We start from the raw sequence: 16,892 nt of genomic DNA, 5'->3' as shown, positions 1-16,892 counted from the left end.
GACATGGCTCTGCTCGACCTCCAGGGGATGGAGCTGCCGGCCGCCGAGCGTACCGGCGGTGGCAGCCAGGCCAGCCTGTTGCTCTGCGGCGACAGCTCGCTGAGCGTCACCACCTGCAAGTGATCCGTCCGACGACCGACGTCAACGTCACACGAGAGAAGTGAGGAACCGACATGGCTCTGCTCGACCTCCAGGGGATGGAACTGCCGGCCGCCGAGCGTACCGGCGGTGGCAGCCGCGCCAGCCTGCTGCTCTGCGGCGACAGCTCGCTGAGCGTCACCACCTGCAACTGACGATCAGTCGCTTGGCCCCGGACCGGCGTGCGCCGGCCCGGGGCCCGCGCCCGTGGGAGGCCCGATGACCCCCGCCGACCGGCTCGCCCTGCGCGCCGTTGCCTTCGCCGGCTGGTGGACACCGACGCTGGCGGTGCTCGCCGTGGTCGAGACGGCGGCCGAGCTGGCCCTGCCCGCCGTGCTGGGCCGCGCGGTGGACGCCGTGGTCGGTGCGGCGCCGCAGTCCTCGTCCGGCCGGTGGATCGTCGTGGTCACCGTGCTGGTGCTGGTGCTGATCGGCACCCGGGCCGCCCAGGACTACGGCGGCGGTGTGGCCGGGGCCCGCTCGGTGGCCACGTTGCGGCACGCCCTGGTCCGGCACCTCTTCGCGCTCGATCCGCGCACGGCGGCCCGCCGACCGGTGGGTGATCTGGTCGGGCGGCTGGTCGGGCAGGTCGCCGACGCCGGGCAGGCCGCCCCGACGGTCGTGCTGGCCGGCAGCGTGCTGCTGCCACCGGTGGGCAGCCTGGTCGCGCTCACCCTGATCGACCCGTGGCTCGGCCTGACCTTCGTGGTCGGGCTCCTGCTGCTGGCCGTGCTGCTGCGGCGGTTCGTCGGCGAGGCGTCCGACGCGGTCGCCGGCTACCAGCGGGCCCAGGGAGATCTGGCCGGCCGGCTCGTCGAGGCGCTCGCCGGCGCACGGACCATCGCCGCCGCCGGCACCGCCGAGCGGGAGGTCGACCGGGTGCTCACCCCGCTGCCGGAGCTGCACCGACACGGCGTACGCACCTGGCGGGTGCTCGCCGGGGCGTCCGCCCGGGGAGCGCTGCTGAACCCGCTGCTGCAACTGGCGGTCGTGGCGGTCGGCGGTTGGTCGCTGTCGGCCGGGCGGCTGACCCCGGGGGAACTGCTCGCCGCCCTGCAGTACGCGGCGATCGGCGCCGGCCTGGGCGCCGCGATCGCCGCCGTCAACACCGCCGTGCGGGTACGCGCCGGCTGCGCCCGCGCCGCCGAGATCCTCGACGAACCGGCCCGTCGCCACGGCGCCCGGGACCTGCCGCCCGGACCGGGCCGGCTGGACCTGTGCGGGGTGCAGGTCCGGGACGACGACGGTCGGCCGCTGCTCGACCGGGTGGACCTGCGGGTGCCGGGCGGGACGCTGCTCGCCGTGGTCGGCCCGTCCGGGGCCGGCAAGTCCCTGCTCGCGGCCGTGGCCGGCCGGCTGCGTGACCCCGACGCCGGCGAGGTACGCCTGGACGGCGTGCCACTGCGCGAGTTGTCGCCGGCGGCGCTCGGCCGGGTGGTCGGCTACGGTTTCGAGCGGCCGGTGCTGGTGGGCGACACGGTCGGCGCGGCCGTCGGCTGCGGCGCCGACCCGGCGCCGTTGGCCCGCGCGGCGCAGGTGCACGACGTGGTGCGGCTGCTGCCCGAGGGTTACCGCACCCCGCTGGCCGGGTTGGCCCTCTCCGGCGGGGAGCGGCAGCGCCTCGGCCTGGCCCGCGCGCTGCGGGCCGAGCGGCTGCTGATCCTCGACGACGCCACGTCCAGCCTGGACACCGTCACCGAGCACAAGGTGGTGGACGCGCTGACCGGCCCGCACGACAGCCGTACCCGGGTGGTGGTGAGCCACCGGGTCGGCACCGCGGCCCGCGCGGACCTGGTGGCCTGGGTGGACGGTGGCCGGGTGCGGGCGGTGGCCCCGCACCGGACGCTCTGGGCCGATCCGGCCTACCGGGCGGTGTTCCGGTCGTGACCACGGTGGGCGCGACCGTCCGCGCGGCGCTGTCGGCGCGGCGTGGCCCGCTGCTGCGCCTGGCCGGCTGGTCGCTGGCCGAGGCGCTGCCGGCGGCCTTGACCGGCCTGCTGACGGCCCGTGCCGTGGACGACGGGTTCCTGGCCGGCCGGCCGGGCGTCGGGCTGCTCTGGCTGGGCCTGCTGGCGGTTGCCGTGCTGGTCGGCGCGCTCGGCACCCGGCAGGCGTACGGGCTGCTCGGTGCGGTGGTGGAGCCGTTCCGCGACGACCTGTTGCGACGGGTGGTGGCGGGGGCGCTGGCCGGCGCGAGCGACGGTCGGGTCGACGACGCGGCGGTGACGCGGCTGACCCACCAGGTGGAGATGGTCCGGGACACCTGGGCCGGCCTGCTGATGGTGGTCCGGGGTTTCGTGTTCGCCGCCGGCGCCGCCGTGGTCGGCCTCGTCTCCCTGGCCGCTCCGGTCGCGCTGCTGGTCTCCGTGCCGGTGCTCGTCGGTCTGCTGCTCTTCGCCGCGGCCCTGCCGGCGATGGTGGCCCGGCAACGCGAGTACGTCCTGGCCGGCGAGCGGCTCGGCCGGGACGCGGTGGTGGCGGTGGCCGGGCACCGCGACGCGACGGTCAGCGGGGCCGGGGACCGGGTCGTCGGTTGGCTCGGCGGCCACGTCGACGCGCAGGCCCGGGTGGAGCGGCGTCTGGCCGTCATGGCCGCCGCGCGCAGCCTCAGCCTGGCCGTCGGTGGCTGGCTCCCGGTGCCCCTGCTGCTGCTGGCCGGACCGTGGCTGCTGCGGCAGGGACTGGGGCCGGGTGCGCTGCTCGGGGCCCTGGTCTACGTCGTCCGCGGCATCCAGCCGGCGCTGTACACGCTGTTCCAGGGGGTGGCCGCCGGCGGTCTCCGCTTCGTGGTCACCCTCGACCGGCTGCTGAGCACCTGCGTACCCCCGGAAGCGTCCGGTGGCGCGGCGACCGCGCCGGCACCGGATCCGACCGCGCCCGCGCTGTCGCTGCGGGCGGTGACCTTCCGGTACGGGCCGCACGCCGAGCCGGTGCTGGACGGCTTCGACCTGACCGTGCCGCCCGGCGACCACCTGGCGATCGTCGGCGCGAGCGGGATCGGCAAGTCCACCCTCGCCGGGTTGATGGCCGGGGTGCTGCGGCCGTCGGCCGGCACGGTCCACGTGGCGGGGACGCCGACCGCCGGGGTGGGCGCGGCCGAGCTGGCCACCCACCGGGTGCTGATTCCGCAGGAGGCGTACGTGTTCACCGGCACGGTCCGGGACAACCTTCGCTACCTGCGGCCCGGCCTCGACGACGCGGCCGTCCTCCGGGCGGCCGACCGGCTGGGCCTGGCGGACCTGGTGGCGCGGCTCGGCGGTCTCGACGCGACGCTGCGGCCGGGCGGCCTCTCGGCCGGGGAGCGCCAGCAGGTGGCCCTGCTCCGCGCCTGGCTGTCACCGGCGCCGTTGGTCATCCTCGACGAGGCGACCTGCCACCTGGACCCGGCCGCCGAGGCGCGCCTGGAGGCGGCCTTCGCGGCCCGGCCCGGCACCCTCGTGGTGATCGCGCACCGGATCAGCTCGGCGGCCCGCGCCCGCCGGGTGCTGCTGCTCGACGGCGGGGACGCCCACCTGGACAGTCACCGGGGGCTGCTGGCCGTCTCGACGGCCTACCGGGAACTGGTGGGCCACTGGTCGGGCGGTGGGTCAGATCCAGCAGGACTCCCGGGCGATCCGCACGGCTTCCAGGCGGGTTCGCGCCCCGGTCTTCGCCATGACGTGGGACAGGTGGTTGCGGACCGTTCCCGGTGAGACGCCCAGCTTCTGGGCGATCTCCCGGACCGGCATGCCGTCGGCGGCCACGTCGAGCACCTCCCGCTCGCGGGCGGTGAGCGGATTGTCGGCGACGTCGAGCGCGGCGACGACCAGGTCCGGGTCGAGCACCGGTTGGCCGTCGGCGACCTGTCGGACCCCGTCGGCGATCCGTTCCGGCGGCACGTCGCGGTCGAGGAAGCCGATCCACCCGTGATGCTCGGCGAGCACCGCCCGGAGGCGTCCGGCTCGACGTCGGTCCACGAGCACCAGCACCCGGCCGCCGTGGTTGTCGTCGGCCGCGGCGGCCAGCCGGGCGAGCTGCTCCACCGGTACGACGTCGACGTCGATGACGGCGACGTCCGGGCGGGCGGTCAGGAGCGCGGCGTGGACGGTGTCCGCGGTGTCCGCCTCAGCGACGACATCGATGTCCTCCTGGGCGGCGAGCACCTGGGCGAGGGCGCCCCGAACCAGCCGTCCCTCGATCGCGAGCAGCGTGCGGACCATGTCGACTCCCAGCCATGACCCCCGCCTTCCTGACATAATGTGAACAACCGATAACCAGCCGTCAGGAATCTTATTTGCATCGCTGTCTCGGCGACACCCGAGTGCGCGTGTCGACAATCAGATCCAGCCGGCGTCCCGGGCGCGCCGCACCGCCTCCCACCGGTTCCGGCCGCCGGCCTTGCGCAGCAGGCTGGACAGGAGGTTGCGGACCGTACCCGGGGCGAGGTGCAGCAGCGCGGCGATCTCCCGGCTCGGCAGGCCCTTCGCCGCGGCGGTGGCCACCTCACGCTCGCTGTCGCTGAGTGGGTTGTCCGCGGTGCCGAGCGCGGCGAGCGCGGTGACCGGGTCGACGGTGCAGCGCCCCTCGGCGACCGCCCGCAACCGGGCGATCATCTCCTCGGGTGGCACCTCCTTGGCGACGACCCCGCGGGCCCGCAGCCGCAGCGCCGACCGCAGCACCCGGGCGGTCGGCCGACCGGTCAGCACCACGATCGCGCAGTCCGGCACCGCGGCGCGTAACGCCGCCACCACCGTCCACGGCTCCTGCTCCGGGTCCTCGTCCTCCGGGTTCTCGCGCTCCAGATCGAGGTCGACCAACGCGAGGTCGGGGCGGGCCCGGGCGAGGCGGCTCAGGTCGGCGGCGGTGCCGTCGCACTCCCGCACCACCTCGAAGTCGGGTGCCGCCGCCACCACTCCGGCCACGAGTGTCCGGCACAGGCCGGGCTCACCGAGCACGGCGACGCGGACCGTCGACGTCGGACCGGCGGAGGGTTCGGAGGGAGTATCACTCACGGGACCACTGTGCCCCATGGAGCAGCACCGATAACCCCCGTCGGCGGGACATTCCCGGCCTTCCCGAAATGTGGTCGGCGCACCCGTCCTCAGTGGTCGAGCGCGGCGGCCAGCCGCCGCACCGCCTCGTCCATCTGCTTCGGCGCGGCGGCGGCGTAGGTGAGGCGGAGGTGCGGCGCCGGCGGCTCGGCGGCGTACCAGGGCCGGCCGGGGAAGACGGTGACCCCCTCGGCGGCGGCCGCCGCGGTCACCGCGACGTCGTCCGCGCCGTCCGGCAGCCGCACCCACAGGTGCAGGCCACCACGGGGCACGTGGCGTGGGACGAGCGCCGGCAGATGCCGCTCCAGCGCCGCGAGCAGCGCCTCGCGGCGGGCCCGAAGCTCCCGGCGGAGCGTACGGCGGTGCCGGTCCCAGGCCGGCGCGGTGAGGAACTCCAGCGCGGCCTGTTGCAGCGGACCGGCGACGAAGAGGTCGTCGAGCAGCCGGGCGGCGCGTAGCCGCGCCCCGGCCGGCCCTCGGGCGCCGAGCGCGGCGATGCGCAGGCCGGGCGCGGCCGCCTTGGTCAGCGAGCGTAGGTAGACGACGTGCCCGTCCGGGTCGTCGGCGGCCAGCGGCGGCGGCGCCTCGCCGTCGACGGTCAGGTCGCGGGCGTAGTCGTCCTCGACCAGGAACGCGCCCGCGTCGCGGACCGCCGCGGCGACCTCGGCGCGCCGCGCGGGGGAGAGGGTGGCGCCGTGCGGGTTGGCGTGCAGCGGCTGGCAGTAGTACAGCCGGGCACGGGAGCGGGCGAACGCGGCGGCGAGCTGGTCGGGGCGGACGCCGTCGGCGTCGGCGGGCACCGGCACCACCCGCAGCCCGGCCGCCCGCGCGGCGGCCAGCGCGCCCAGGTAGGTGGGCGACTCGACCAGCAGCGTGTCGCCCGGCGTGCTGAGCGCCCGCAGCGTGGAGGAGAGCGCGGCCTGCCCGCCCGGGCAGATCACCATGTCCTCGGCGCGCAGGCCGCCGCCGGCCGCGCGGGCGAACCAGGCCCGCAGGTCCGCGCGCCCCTCCACCGGGCCGCGGTGCCAGCTGGCGGGTTGCCGGGCCGCGCGGGCGAGCGCGGCGCCGAGCGCGGCGGCCGGCTGGAGGTCGGGATCCAGGTAACCGCCGGAAAGCGGAATGGCACCGGATGGCGGTAGCGCCAGTAGCGCCTGCATCTCCTCCTCGCCGTCGCGCCGGGGGCCCAGCGCCACGGTCTGCCAGGACAGGTCCCGGGCGGGCCGCTCGTCCCGGCGGGCCGCCACGAACGCTCCGCGACCGGACCTGGTCTCGACCAGACCCTGGGCGACGAGCCGGCGGGTCGCCTCGGCGACGGTCACCGGGGAGACCCGATGGCGGGCGGTCAGCTCGCGCACCGACGGCAGGCGCGTCCCCGGCGGCGCGGCCGCCACCAGGGCCCCCAGGTGGTGAACGACCTGGTCCACGGCGCTACCATCATTCATGAAGCCAGAGAGTAGCGCTACTCATCCCAGAGCGGTAACGGCCGTCGTCCTCGGTGCGCTGGGCGTGCTCGCCTTCAGCATGTCGCTGCCGATGACCCGCGTCGCGGTGCAGGCGTTGGACCCGTGGCTCGTCGCGTTCGGACGGTCCGTCGGCGCGGCGCTGCTCGCCGGGGCGTACCTGTGGCTGACCGCCGGGCCGCGGCCCACCCGGGAGCAGTGGCGGCGACTGGCCGTCGTCGCGCTCGGCGTCGTGGTCGGCTTCCCGCTGTTCACCTCGCTCGCCCTCACCACGCAGACGTCCGCGCACGGCGCGGTCGTGGTCACCGTGCTGCCGGCCATGACGGCGGTGTTCGCGGTGCTGCGCGCCGGCGAGCGACCGCCGCCGCTGTTCTGGCTCGCCAGCGCCGCCGGCCTGGCGCTGGTGCTGGCGTTCCTCGCCGCCGGTGGCGCGCTGCGCGGCGCGCTGTCGCCGGCCGACATGTTCCTGCTGGCCGCCGTGACGCTGTGCGGGCTGGGCTACGCCGAGGGCGGTGTGCTGGCCCGGGAACTCGGCGGCGCCCGCACGATCTGCTGGGCGCTGCTGCTCTCGCTGCCGGTCACCGTGCCGATCACGACGGTGGCCGCCGTCGCCGACCCACCGAGCGCCGGCGTCGCCGCCTGGTCCGCGTTCGGCTACCTCACCGTGGTCTCGATGTTCCTCGGCTTCTTCGCCTGGTACGCCGGCCTGGCCCGGGGCGGCATCGCGAAGGTGGGCCAGATCCAGCTCGCCCAGCCGGTGCTCACGCTCCTCTGGTCGGCCCTGCTGCTCGGCGAGGCGGTCACCCCGGCCGCCGTCGCGGTGGCGGCGGCGGTGCTGGCCTGCGTCGTGCTCATCCAGCGCACCCGCGGCGGTGGCGCCCGACCAGCGGGGTACGCCCAGGCCCACCCCGAACAGGCCGCCCAGCGGTAGTGAACCCACCGTGCGCGCGATGATCAGCTCGGGGCATGTCACTTCGGGTACGCGGAATCGTCGTCTTCCTGGTGGTCGCGTTCGGCGGGACGTGGCCGTACCTCTTCCTCGCCCGGTGGGTGATGGGCTGGTCGTTGGTGAATCCGCTGGTCCAACTGCCGGTGGCGATGATGCCCGCGCTCGGCGCGGTGGTGGTGCGGCGGTGGGTGACCCGGGAGGGGTTCGCCGACGCGGGCCTGCGGCTTCGGCTGCGCGGCGCGTGGCCGCACTGGCTGCTCGCCTGGTTCGCGCCGCTCGCGGTCACCTTCCTGGCCCTGGGCTGCGCCGCCGCGCTCGGCTGGTGGCGACCGGACCTGTCCCCGGCCGGCGGGCCCGGCGGCGTCGCGTTCCTGCTGGTCCTGCAACTGGTGTCGACGCCGCTCTACTGGGGCGAGGAGTTCGGCTGGACCAGCTTCCTCTGGCCGCGCCTGGTGCCCGGTCGCCCCCGCGCCTCGGTGGTCGCGACCGGGCTCGTCTGGGCGGTGTGGCACTACCCGCTGGCCTTCCTCGGCTACGCCGAGTTCGACGACCACACCGTGAGCATGGCGCTGTGGACCGTGATGTTCGTGCTCTTCCAGGTGATGCTGTGCTGGCTCTACGCCCGGACCGGCTCGGTGTGGGTGACCAGCCTGGCGCACGCCGGCAACAACATGGTGATGGGGCTGCTCACCGAGCAGTTGTTCGGTGAGCTGTCGACGGTGCGCAACCTGATCTGCGTCGACGTGGCGCTGGCGCTGGTCTGCGTGCCGCTGCTCCGATCGAGCGTGTTCCGTTCCCCGGGAGGGACGGCCGCGCGCTGAGGGCCGGTCGTCGCGTCGTCGTCCTTCTCGGACCTGGCTGTTCTGATCGATCGACGCGGTGGCCGGCCCTCATCCGTGCGCAACCCCAACCTGCGGCGGCATCCGCGCTCGGTGCCACCCCCCGTTGAACACCAACTCTAGCTAGCTAGCGGAGCCGTGTCTACCTAGCTAGAGGCAGTTCACTGCCGGAGGCGGAACATGATCGCCAGGGACACCAAGGCCCGCAGGCACTGCACCAGCTCGTCGGCCCACCGGCGGCGAGACCCCTGCTCGCGGAGGACCGCCTGGAGGCCGTCCCGCCATTCCTCCACATATCGGTGCCGCGCATGCGGCGGGAGTAGCGCCGCCGCGCAGCCGAGGCCTCGCTCGCCCCATCTGATGGCGGCGAGGCTCCGATCGGGAGCGGTGTACCGACCGAAGATGGCGCTGTGCCCCATCTCCAACCGCCGTTCCCGCAGCGACCGTGGATCCTCGTCCACGATGGCGAGACTGATCTGGACCGCGGTGCGATACGGCACGTCGTGCTCGGAACGGGTTCGGCGCATTGCGGTGCTCCTACCACTGATAGCCGGGCTGCGTCCTGAGGTTCGTGGCCGGCGTCCGGGCGCTCTGACGGGCGGTGTCCGCGAGAGCCGCGCGAGCGGCCCGTTCGCCGTCGTCGGTCAGCCGGTAGTACCGGCGTCGCGGCCGTCCCTGGTCCTCGTGCTCGGCCGGGTCCTCCCAGAAGCTGTCGATCCACCCCGCCAGCTCCAGTCGGGCCAGGATCGGATGCACGGTGCCCGTCTTGAGCCCGGTCTCGCGGGCGAGGTCGCGACCGTACCGGGGCTCCGTCGGAGTGGCGAGCAGAAGCGCGAGCAGCTGCGTCGTCTGCGGGGTGAGGCGGGGAGCGTTCGCCGGCATGTACGCAGTCTAGCTAGGTAGCCCACGATGTCGACATCGATCGCTGCGCCCGTCGGGCGGGACGGTTATTGACCTAATCCCATAGGTCAAGTAGGAAATAGCGAAACCGCTCTTTCCTGGAGTGATCCTGTGACCACGACGCTGTCCGCACCGCCGGCCGTAGCCCCCGGCGCCGCGACGTCCCGCACGGCCCTCGCGCCGCGCGGCGGCCGACGCCGACGGCTCGCGCTGCGTCTGGTGGCGCTGCTCGTGCTGTACGCGCTGTGGGAGATCGCCGCGCGCGTCACCCGCAACCCCACGTTCATCCCGCCGCCTGAGGCCGTCTGGCGCCAACTCGTCCTCACCTCCACCACCCACGACGGCCTCCGTGGCTACAGCGGACACCTGCTGATCGAACACCTCGGCGTGAGCCTGCGGCGCATCCTCATCGGCTCGGCGATCGGCGTGGCGGGTGGCCTCGTCGTCGGCGTCGTGATGGGCACCGTCGGCTGGATCCGGGTGGTCACCGAGCCGGTGGTGACGTTCGTCCGGGCGTTGCCGCCGCTGGCCTACTTCAGCCTGTTCATCATCTGGTTCGGCATCGACGAGACACCCAAGCTGTGGCTGCTGTCGATCGCCGCGCTGCCGCCGGTGGCGGTGGCGACCGCCACCGCCGTGCACGCCGCGCCCGCCGGGTTGGTCGAGGCCGCCCGGGCGCTCGGCGCCGGCCGGTGGGCGGTGGTCCGCGACGTGGTGCTGCCGAACGCGTTGCCGGAGATCTTCACCGGCGTCCGGATCGCGGTCGGCGTCGCGTACTCCTCGGTGGTCGCCGCCGAGACCATCAACGGCGTACCGGGCATCGGCGGCATGGTCCGCGACGCCCAGCGCTACTCCCAGACCGACGTGGTCGTGCTCGGACTGTTCGCCATCGGCCTCTCCGGCCTGCTCATCGACGCCCTGCTGCGGACCGCCGAACACCGGCTGATCCCGTGGCGCGGCCGCGCCTAGACAAAGGACAACCGCCCGTGAAGAAGCTCCTGACCGGCCTCACCGTGCTCCTCCTCGCCGCCGTCGCGGGTTGCGGCGACGGCGCCGCGAGCGGCGGCGCGAACCCGGAGAGGAAAGCCATCCGGATCGCCTACCAGGCGTTCCCCAGCGGCGACCTGATCGTCAAGAACCAGGGCCTGTTGGAGAAGGCGCTGCCGGACTACCGGATCACCTGGACGAAGTTCGACTCCGGCGCCGACATCAACACCGCGTTCGTGGCGAGGAGCGTGGACATCGCCGCGATCGGCTCCAGCCCGGTGGCCCGCGGGCTCTCCGCGCCGCTGAACATCCCCTACCGGGTCGCGTTCGTGCTCGACGTGGCCGGCGACAACGAGGCGCTGGTGGCCCGCAACGGCACCGGCATCACCGGGGTGGCGGGGCTGCGCGGCAGGAAGGTCGCCACCCCGTTCGCCTCCACCTCGCACTACAGCCTGCTCGCCGCGCTCGCCCAGGCCGGGGTGAAGGAGTCCGAGGTGACCGTCGTCGACCTGGAGCCGCAGGACATCCAGGCGGCCTGGGGCCGCGGTGACATCGACGCCGCGTACACCTGGCTGCCCTCGCTCGCCGAGATCAAGAAGACCGGCCGGGTGCTGATCAGCAGCCGCCAGCTCGCCACCGCCGGCAAGCCCACGCTGGACCTGGGCGTCGTCTCCGGCGCGTTCGCCGACGCGCACCCCGACGCGGTCGACGCCTGGCGCAAGGCCGAGGCCCAGGCGCTCGACCTCATCGCCTCCGACCCCGCGTCGGCGGCGAGGTCGGTCGGCGCCGAGCTCAACCTCAGCCCGCGGGAGGCGCAGTTCCAGCTGTCGCAGGGTGTCTTCCTCAAGCCGGCCGACCTCGCCTCGCCGGAGTGGCTCGGCACCGAGGGCAAGGTCGGCAAGCTCGCCGACAACCTGGTCGGCGCCGCGCAGTTCCTCAAGGACCAGCAGAAGATCGACGCGGTGCCGGCGCTCACCGACGTGCAGAAGGCCATCTACGTCAAGGGCCTGCCCGATGTCCTCGGCTGACGCCGTGGTGCTCGACGGGGTCGAGCACCACTACGGCGACGTGCCGGCGGTGGGGCCGGTCAGCCTCACCGTGCCGGCGGGGGAGTTCCTCGTGCTGGTCGGCGCGTCCGGCTGCGGCAAGACCACGCTGCTGCGGCTGATCGCCGGCTTCGAGCATCCGTCCGCCGGCACCGTCCACACCGCCGGAGGCACTCCCGTCCCCGGCCGCGGCGCCGGCCTGGTGTTCCAACAACCTCGCCTCTTCCCGTGGAAGACCGTCGGCGGCAACGTCGCGCTGGCCCTGCGGTACGCCGGCGTGCCGGCAACCGCCGACCGGGTCGAGGAACTGCTCGCACGTGTCGGCCTGCGCGACGTCGCCCGGCGCCGCATCTGGCAGATCTCCGGTGGCCAGCAGCAGCGCGTCGCGATCGCCCGCGCCCTCGCCGTCGACAACCCGCTGTTGCTGCTCGACGAGCCGTTCGCCGCCCTGGACGCGCTCACCCGGGAGCGGCTCCAGGAGGACCTGCGCCGGGTCAGCGCCGAGTCCGGGCGTACCTGTGTCTTCGTCACCCACAGCGTCGACGAGGCCGTCTTCCTCGGCAGCCGCGTCGTGGTGCTCACCCCGCGGCCCGGCCGCATCGCCCTCGACCTGCCCATCGACCTGCCGCGCGCCGGGGTCGCCCCGGACGAGCTGCGCGGCCGGCCCGAGTTCGCCGCGCTGCGTGCCCAGCTCGGCGCCGCCGTCCGCACCCCGGAGGTAGTCCGATGAAGGAACTGGAACCGCTCGGCCCGCACTTCGGCGCCGTCGTGCACGGCGTCGACCTGGCCACCGTCACCGACGAGGAGATCGTCGAGATCCGCGCCGCGCTCGTCGACCGCAAGGTGCTGTTCTTCCGCGACCAGATCCTCGACGACGACGGCCAGGTGGCGCTCGGCCGCCGCATCGGTGAACTCACCGTCTCGCACCCGGTCGTCGCCGGCGTCGACGACGCCCACCCCGAGGTGTACGAGCTGGACAGCGCCGACAACGGCTTCGCCGACGTGTGGCACACCGACGTGACGTTCATGAAGCGGCCACCGCTCGGCTCGATCCTGCGCGCGGTGACGCTGCCACCCACCGGCGGCGACACCAACTGGGCCGACGCCCAACTGGCCTACGACTCGCTGGCCGCGCCGGTGCGCCGGCTCGCCGACGAGCTGGTGGCGGTGCACGACGGCAACCGCGAGTTCGGCTACTACCTGGCCCAGCGGCGCGGCGGCCGGGGCAACGCGTGGGACGGCGAGGTGGTGACCCGGCTGACCCCGGTGGAGCACCCGGTGGTGCGGGTGCACCCGGAGACCGGTCGCAAGGGCATCTTCGTCAACCCCGGCTTCACCTCGCACATCGTCGGCGTGTCCGACCATGAGAGCCGGGCCGTCCTGGACCTGCTCTACGCGCACCTGACGAAGCCGGAGCACCTCGTGCGGCACCGGTGGCGCCCCGGTGACGTGGCGATGTGGGACAACCGGAGCACCGCGCACTACGCGAACCGCGACTACGGCGACGCGCGCCGGGTGATGCACAGGATCACGCTGCGCGGCGACCTGCCGGTCGGGCCGACGGGTGCCCGGTCGGAGGGCTGAGACCCGCCGCCGGCCGGCCCGCCGCACCGGGAATGGGTGATCAGCCGGCCGCCTGCCTGGTGGGCCGCCCGTGCTTGACCCGACTTGCGCCGGAATCTAAACTAACCAGCTGTTAGCGCTAACAGCGGCGTCAGTCGATGAGGGCCGACGGGTCATTGACGCCGGGGTCGCGGGCAGTCCCCAGGGCGACGCTGGAGGGGCGGTGCCGACCGGTCCGGACCGGACCGGGGCACGCGCGTATCACCACCACCAGCCAGGAGGACGCAGAATGACGCACGACCAGAACGGGCCGGTCAGCGGCCGGCGGCGATTGCTGAGCCGGAGAACCGTCCTGATGACGATGGGAGCCGTGCCGGTCTCGGCGGCGGCGACCACGCTGCTGGGAGCCACGGGAGCCTCGGCCGCGCCGGCGACCGTCAACCTTTCGGCGCAGCGGCAGACGATCAAGGGCTACGGCGCCATGACCCACGCGGCCTGGATCGGCGACCTGACGGCCGCCCAGCGGGAGACGGCGTTCGGCACCGGCGAGGGTCGGCTGGGCTTCTCCATCCTGCGGATTCCCGTCGGCGAGAGCTCGGCTGACTTCGGCCGTGACCTCGCGACGGCGAAGCGCGCGGCCGAGCTCGGGGTGACCGTCTTCGCCTCGCCGTGGAACCCGCCCGCCAGCATGATCGAGACCTTCACCCGCGGCAGCCAGACCAACGCGAAGCGGCTCCGCTACAGCTCGTACGCCGCCTATGCGCAGCACCTCAACGACTTCACCACGTACCTGCGTAACAACGGCGTGTCCCTGTACAGCATCTCCGTGCAGAACGAGCCCGACTACGCACACGACTGGACGTGGTGGACCTCCGCCGAGATGGTCAGGTTCCTGCGGGAGAACGCCGGCTCGATCAGCACCCGGGTCATGGCGCCCGAGTCGTTCCAGTACGTGAAGTCCATGTCCGACCCGATTCTCAACGACCCCACGGCGCTGGCCAACGTGGACATCATCGGGGCCCACCTCTACGGGACGTCGTACGCGAACTTCCCGTACCCCCTCTTCAAGCAGAAGGGTGCGGGCAAAGAGCTGTGGATGACCGAGGTCTACTACCCGAACAGCAACACCAACTCGGGCGATGCCTGGCCCGAGGCGCTCGACGTGGGCGAGCACATCCACCGCGCCATGGTGGACGCCGAGTTCCAGGCGTACGTCTGGTGGTATCTGCGGCGCAGTTACGGCCCCATGCGGGAGGACGGCCAGGTCAGCAAGCGTGGTGCCATGATGGCGCACTTCGCCCGGTTCGTCCGGCCGGGCTACACCCGGATCGACGCGACGGCGAACCCGGCGTCGAACGTCTACGTCTCGGCGTACCGGGGCGGCGACACCGTCGTCATCGTCGCCGTCAACAAGAACACCTCCTCGGTCAGCCAGCAGTTCACCCTGTCCGGCGCCACCGCTTCCGGCAGCGTCGCGAACTGGCTGACCGACGCGAGCCGGACGGTCGCGCCCCAGGGCGCGCTCACCATGTCGAACGGCTCCCTCACCGTCACCCTGCCGGCCCGAAGCATCATGACCTTCGTGACAAGCGTGAACGGCGCCCCGCCGCCCAGCCCGACCCCGACGCCGACCCCCACGCCCACCGTCACCCCGACCCCGGGTGGAGGCACGGGTCCCCGGGTCGCCTACACGATGAACTCCTGGGGCTCCGGCTTCACGGCGAGCATCGACATCACCAACACCGGCACCTCGGCGATCAACGGCTGGACGTTGGCCTTCAACCTGCCCTCGGGCCAGTCGATCACCTCGGGCTGGGGCGCCACCTACTCGCCGTCCAGCGGCCAGGTGAACGCCCGCAACGTCGACTACAACGCCGCGATCGCCCCCGGGGCCACCATCAACATCGGCTTCCAGGCCAACACCAGCGGCAGCACCGCTGAGCCGACGGCCTTCACCCTGAACGGCGTCGCCTGCACGGTGGTCTGACCGTTACGACGCAGGCCCACTCCACGGTGGAGATCGACCAGAGCAGGGTGCGGCCCTTCCGGTGACGGAGGGGCCGCACCCTGCTCGGTGTCCACCGGTTGCAAAAAACCTGCAAACGCCAGCTCTTGCCCCGGGCGAAAGCGCTTTCTTACGATTGCGTCACATCGATGTTTCGTTTGCGGTCCGGGCACCGCGAATGGATGAACGCCGCCGGCGGCGCGCCTGATCGCGTCGCGGCACTTCACTTTTTCCCGTTCGGCGACGGCCGGTGATCCGGCGTGCGCGAAAACGAATCGAGGCGTCAATGAGACGACCAGTCGCACTGCGACTTCAGGCCACGGTGGCCACGGCGGTGGTGGGGGTCGCGGTCGCCGTGGCCATGCCGACCCCGCAGGCGTCGGCGGCGGCCGGGACCGCCACCGGCTACGCGAGCCAGAACGGCGGGACCACCGGCGGCGCGGGCGGGCAGACGGTACGCGCCACCACCGGCACCGCGATCCACACCGCGCTGTGCAACCGGGCCAGCAGCAGCACCCCGATCACCATCGAGGTCTCCGGAACCATCAACCACGGCAACACCGCCAAGGTGTCCGGGCCGAGCTGCAACACCGCTGCCGGCGTGATCGAGCTGAAGCAGATCAGCAACGTCACCATCGTCGGGGTGGGCGGCGGCGCGGTCTTCGACCAGCTCGGCATCCACATCCGCGACTCGCGCAACATCATCGTCCAGAACGTGACCGTGCGGAACGTGAAGAAGTCGGGCTCGCCCACCTCCAACGGCGGCGACGCCATCGGCATGGAGAGCACGGTCCGCAACATCTGGGTGGACCACGTCACGCTGGAGGCGTCGGGCGGGGAGGCGGAGGGCTTCGACGGCCTGTTCGACATGAAGGACGACACGCAGTACGTGACGTTGTCCTACAGCATCCTGCGCAACTCCGGTCGTGGCGGTCTGATCGGCTCCAGTGAGAGCGACCGGTCGAACAGCTTCATCACGTTCGACCACAACCTCTACGAGAACATCGACTCCCGCACGCCGTTGCTGCGCGGCGGCGTCGCCCACATGTACAACAACCACTACTCGGGTCTGCACGAGTCCGGCATCAACTCCCGCGCCGGCGCCCGGGCCAAGGTGGAGAACAACTACTTCCGCAACTCCAAGGACGTGCTCGGCACGTTCTACACCAACGAGCGCGGCACCTGGCAGGTCGGCGGCAACATCTTCGACAATGTGACCTGGTCGGCCCCGGGCAACGAGAACTACCCGGCCGGGCCGAACCCGACGTCCACCACCACGGTCGGCATCCCCTACTCCTACCGGCTGGACGGGGCGAGCTGCGTGCCGGACATCGTCCGGCAGACGGCCGGCGCCAACACCGGCCTGAAGGTGTCGAACGGCAACTGCACGCCGCAGTCACCGGCGCCCACCACGCCGGCGCCGACCACGCCCGCACCGACCACCCCGCCGCCGACGACCACCAGCCCGCCGCCGCCGAGCGGGAGCAACCTGAGCCTCGCCGCCGGCGCCGGCGCCGACGGCACCAGCAAGGCCGACGGCACCAGCTACGGCAACGTGCGCGACGGCAGCCTGGGCACCTGGTGGTCACCGTCCGGGTCCACCGGCACCATCTCGATCAAGTGGGGCTCGGCCACCACCGTGTCGCGGGTGGTCATCCGCGAGCCGTCCGGCACCCAGGGCTCGATCGGGTCCTGGCAGCTCATCGACAACGACACCGGGGCGGTGCTGGCCTCCGGGAGCGGCGCGGGCTCCACCAGCTTCGCCGCCACGTCCCTGAAGAAGATCAACTTCAAGATCAACAGCTCGAACGGTACGCCGAAGGTGGGCGAGTTCGAGACGTACGCCGGCTGATCGGCGAAGAAGGGGGCGGGGGCGGCCGTTTCGGCCGCCCCCGCCCTCGCGCGTCCCTGCGTCAGAGGGTGAGCGCGCCGGTGACGATGTGCTCGGACCTGCTGACGTTCTGCGGCTGCGCCG

The 16,892-nt window shown here is 73.2% G+C and carries 17 protein-coding genes; 12 read left to right on the top strand and 5 right to left on the bottom strand.

Annotation, left to right across the window (positions count from 1 at the left end; translation table 11 throughout):
* Nucleotides 1-3: 3 nt before the first annotated feature.
* The 4 genes from GA0070213_RS04975 to GA0070213_RS04960 all read left to right on the top strand — a co-directional run bounded on the left by GA0070213_RS04975 (nucleotide 4) and on the right by GA0070213_RS04960 (nucleotide 3,830).
* Nucleotides 4-123, top strand: coding sequence for a SapB/AmfS family lanthipeptide (locus GA0070213_RS04975; RefSeq protein WP_088974649.1), 120 nt, complete (start codon nucleotides 4-6; stop codon nucleotides 121-123).
* A gap of 50 nt (nucleotides 124-173) precedes the next feature.
* Nucleotides 174-293 carry a SapB/AmfS family lanthipeptide gene (locus GA0070213_RS04970; protein ID WP_088647629.1) on the top strand — a complete coding sequence of 40 codons (120 nt, stop codon included), beginning with the start codon at nucleotides 174-176 and terminating at the stop codon, nucleotides 291-293.
* 64 nt (nucleotides 294-357) lie between these two features.
* Nucleotides 358-2,025: an ABC transporter ATP-binding protein gene (locus tag GA0070213_RS04965; protein ID WP_091057959.1), complete on the top strand. Its 1,668-nt coding sequence runs from the start codon at nucleotides 358-360 to the stop codon at nucleotides 2,023-2,025.
* Nucleotides 2,022-3,830, top strand: coding sequence for an ATP-binding cassette domain-containing protein (locus tag GA0070213_RS04960; protein ID WP_245716267.1), 1,809 nt, complete (start codon nucleotides 2,022-2,024; stop codon nucleotides 3,828-3,830). Before GA0070213_RS04965 ends, GA0070213_RS04960 begins: the two co-directional genes overlap by 4 nt.
* Here the strand turns inward: GA0070213_RS04960 and GA0070213_RS04955 are convergent.
* The 3 genes from GA0070213_RS04955 to GA0070213_RS04945 form a co-directional block, all read right to left on the bottom strand.
* Entirely contained in the window at nucleotides 3,726-4,337 is a 612-nt protein-coding gene (locus GA0070213_RS04955) for a response regulator transcription factor (RefSeq protein ID WP_091057955.1), read from the bottom strand. The genes GA0070213_RS04960 and GA0070213_RS04955 overlap by 105 nt on opposite strands.
* Before the next feature lie 117 nt (nucleotides 4,338-4,454).
* A complete protein-coding gene (locus GA0070213_RS04950) occupies nucleotides 4,455-5,129 on the bottom strand; it encodes a response regulator transcription factor (protein WP_175441203.1) in 675 nt (224 codons plus the stop codon).
* Between the two features lie 89 nt (nucleotides 5,130-5,218).
* Nucleotides 5,219-6,610: an aminotransferase-like domain-containing protein gene (locus GA0070213_RS04945; protein ID WP_091057948.1), complete on the bottom strand. Its 1,392-nt coding sequence runs from the start codon at nucleotides 6,608-6,610 to the stop codon at nucleotides 5,219-5,221.
* Nucleotides 6,611-6,674: 64 nt separating this feature from the next.
* On the opposite strand from GA0070213_RS04945, the gene GA0070213_RS04940 reads away from it, so the two are divergent.
* Nucleotides 6,675-7,559, top strand: coding sequence for a DMT family transporter (locus GA0070213_RS04940; protein WP_245716266.1), 885 nt, complete (start codon nucleotides 6,675-6,677; stop codon nucleotides 7,557-7,559).
* Between the two features lie 35 nt (nucleotides 7,560-7,594).
* Nucleotides 7,595-8,398: a CPBP family intramembrane glutamic endopeptidase gene (locus tag GA0070213_RS04935; RefSeq protein WP_091057941.1), complete on the top strand. Its 804-nt coding sequence runs from the start codon at nucleotides 7,595-7,597 to the stop codon at nucleotides 8,396-8,398.
* A gap of 179 nt (nucleotides 8,399-8,577) precedes the next feature.
* Here the strand turns inward: GA0070213_RS04935 and GA0070213_RS04930 are convergent, their stop codons facing one another.
* Together GA0070213_RS04930 and GA0070213_RS04925 are read right to left on the bottom strand one after the other, a co-directional pair.
* Nucleotides 8,578-8,943, bottom strand: a complete 366-nt coding sequence (locus GA0070213_RS04930; RefSeq protein WP_091057938.1) for a hypothetical protein — start codon at nucleotides 8,941-8,943, stop codon at nucleotides 8,578-8,580.
* A gap of 10 nt (nucleotides 8,944-8,953) precedes the next feature.
* Entirely contained in the window at nucleotides 8,954-9,298 is a 345-nt protein-coding gene (locus GA0070213_RS04925) for a PadR family transcriptional regulator (protein ID WP_091057934.1), read from the bottom strand.
* A gap of 129 nt (nucleotides 9,299-9,427) precedes the next feature.
* Between GA0070213_RS04925 and GA0070213_RS04920 the strand changes: the two genes are divergently transcribed.
* The 6 genes from GA0070213_RS04920 to GA0070213_RS04895 all read left to right on the top strand — a co-directional run bounded on the left by GA0070213_RS04920 (nucleotide 9,428) and on the right by GA0070213_RS04895 (nucleotide 16,769).
* Complete coding sequence (locus GA0070213_RS04920) at nucleotides 9,428-10,285, top strand: ABC transporter permease (protein WP_091057932.1); 858 nt, start codon at nucleotides 9,428-9,430, stop codon at nucleotides 10,283-10,285.
* 17 nt (nucleotides 10,286-10,302) lie between these two features.
* Entirely contained in the window at nucleotides 10,303-11,331 is a 1,029-nt protein-coding gene (locus GA0070213_RS04915; RefSeq protein ID WP_091057928.1) for a taurine ABC transporter substrate-binding protein, read from the top strand.
* Nucleotides 11,318-12,079 carry an ABC transporter ATP-binding protein gene (locus tag GA0070213_RS04910; RefSeq protein WP_091057925.1) on the top strand — a complete coding sequence of 254 codons (762 nt, stop codon included), beginning with the start codon at nucleotides 11,318-11,320 and terminating at the stop codon, nucleotides 12,077-12,079. The genes GA0070213_RS04915 and GA0070213_RS04910 overlap by 14 nt, the downstream gene beginning before the upstream one ends.
* Nucleotides 12,076-12,933: a TauD/TfdA dioxygenase family protein gene (locus GA0070213_RS04905; RefSeq protein WP_091057922.1), complete on the top strand. Its 858-nt coding sequence runs from the start codon at nucleotides 12,076-12,078 to the stop codon at nucleotides 12,931-12,933. The genes GA0070213_RS04910 and GA0070213_RS04905 overlap by 4 nt, the downstream gene beginning before the upstream one ends.
* Nucleotides 12,934-13,267: 334 nt before the next feature.
* On the top strand, nucleotides 13,268-14,899 hold the full coding sequence (gene xynC / locus GA0070213_RS04900) for a glucuronoarabinoxylan endo-1,4-beta-xylanase XynC (protein WP_245716265.1): 1,632 nt from the start codon (nucleotides 13,268-13,270) through the stop codon (nucleotides 14,897-14,899).
* A gap of 304 nt (nucleotides 14,900-15,203) precedes the next feature.
* Entirely contained in the window at nucleotides 15,204-16,769 is a 1,566-nt protein-coding gene (locus GA0070213_RS04895) for a pectate lyase family protein (RefSeq protein ID WP_091057915.1), read from the top strand.
* Nucleotides 16,770-16,892 lie beyond the last annotated feature (123 nt).

The organism is Micromonospora humi (assembly GCF_900090105.1).
Taxonomy (GTDB): domain Bacteria; phylum Actinomycetota; class Actinomycetes; order Mycobacteriales; family Micromonosporaceae; genus Micromonospora; species Micromonospora humi.
The sequence above is the reverse complement of the archived record's forward strand: the minus strand, read 5'-3'. Positions and strand labels throughout refer to the sequence as shown.

Excerpts from the sequence above, each read along its gene's own strand:
- GA0070213_RS04925 (WP_091057934.1), bottom strand. The coding sequence starts at position 9,298 with ATGCCGGCGAACGCTCCCCGCCTCACCCCGCAGACGACGCAGCTGCTC.
- GA0070213_RS04935 (WP_091057941.1), top strand. The coding sequence starts at position 7,595 with ATGTCACTTCGGGTACGCGGAATCGTCGTCTTCCTGGTGGTCGCGTTC.
- GA0070213_RS04905 (WP_091057922.1), top strand. The coding sequence starts at position 12,076 with ATGAAGGAACTGGAACCGCTCGGCCCGCACTTCGGCGCCGTCGTGCAC.
- GA0070213_RS04930 (WP_091057938.1), bottom strand. The coding sequence starts at position 8,943 with ATGCGCCGAACCCGTTCCGAGCACGACGTGCCGTATCGCACCGCGGTC.
- GA0070213_RS04955 (WP_091057955.1), bottom strand. The coding sequence starts at position 4,337 with ATGGTCCGCACGCTGCTCGCGATCGAGGGACGGCTGGTTCGGGGCGCC.
- GA0070213_RS04970 (WP_088647629.1), top strand. The coding sequence starts at position 174 with ATGGCTCTGCTCGACCTCCAGGGGATGGAACTGCCGGCCGCCGAGCGT.
- GA0070213_RS04975 (WP_088974649.1), top strand. The coding sequence starts at position 4 with ATGGCTCTGCTCGACCTCCAGGGGATGGAGCTGCCGGCCGCCGAGCGT.
- GA0070213_RS04965 (WP_091057959.1), top strand. The coding sequence starts at position 358 with ATGACCCCCGCCGACCGGCTCGCCCTGCGCGCCGTTGCCTTCGCCGGC.
- GA0070213_RS04910 (WP_091057925.1), top strand. The coding sequence starts at position 11,318 with ATGTCCTCGGCTGACGCCGTGGTGCTCGACGGGGTCGAGCACCACTAC.
- xynC (WP_245716265.1), top strand. The coding sequence starts at position 13,268 with ATGACGATGGGAGCCGTGCCGGTCTCGGCGGCGGCGACCACGCTGCTG.
- GA0070213_RS04945 (WP_091057948.1), bottom strand. The coding sequence starts at position 6,610 with ATGAATGATGGTAGCGCCGTGGACCAGGTCGTTCACCACCTGGGGGCC.
- GA0070213_RS04895 (WP_091057915.1), top strand. The coding sequence starts at position 15,204 with ATGAGACGACCAGTCGCACTGCGACTTCAGGCCACGGTGGCCACGGCG.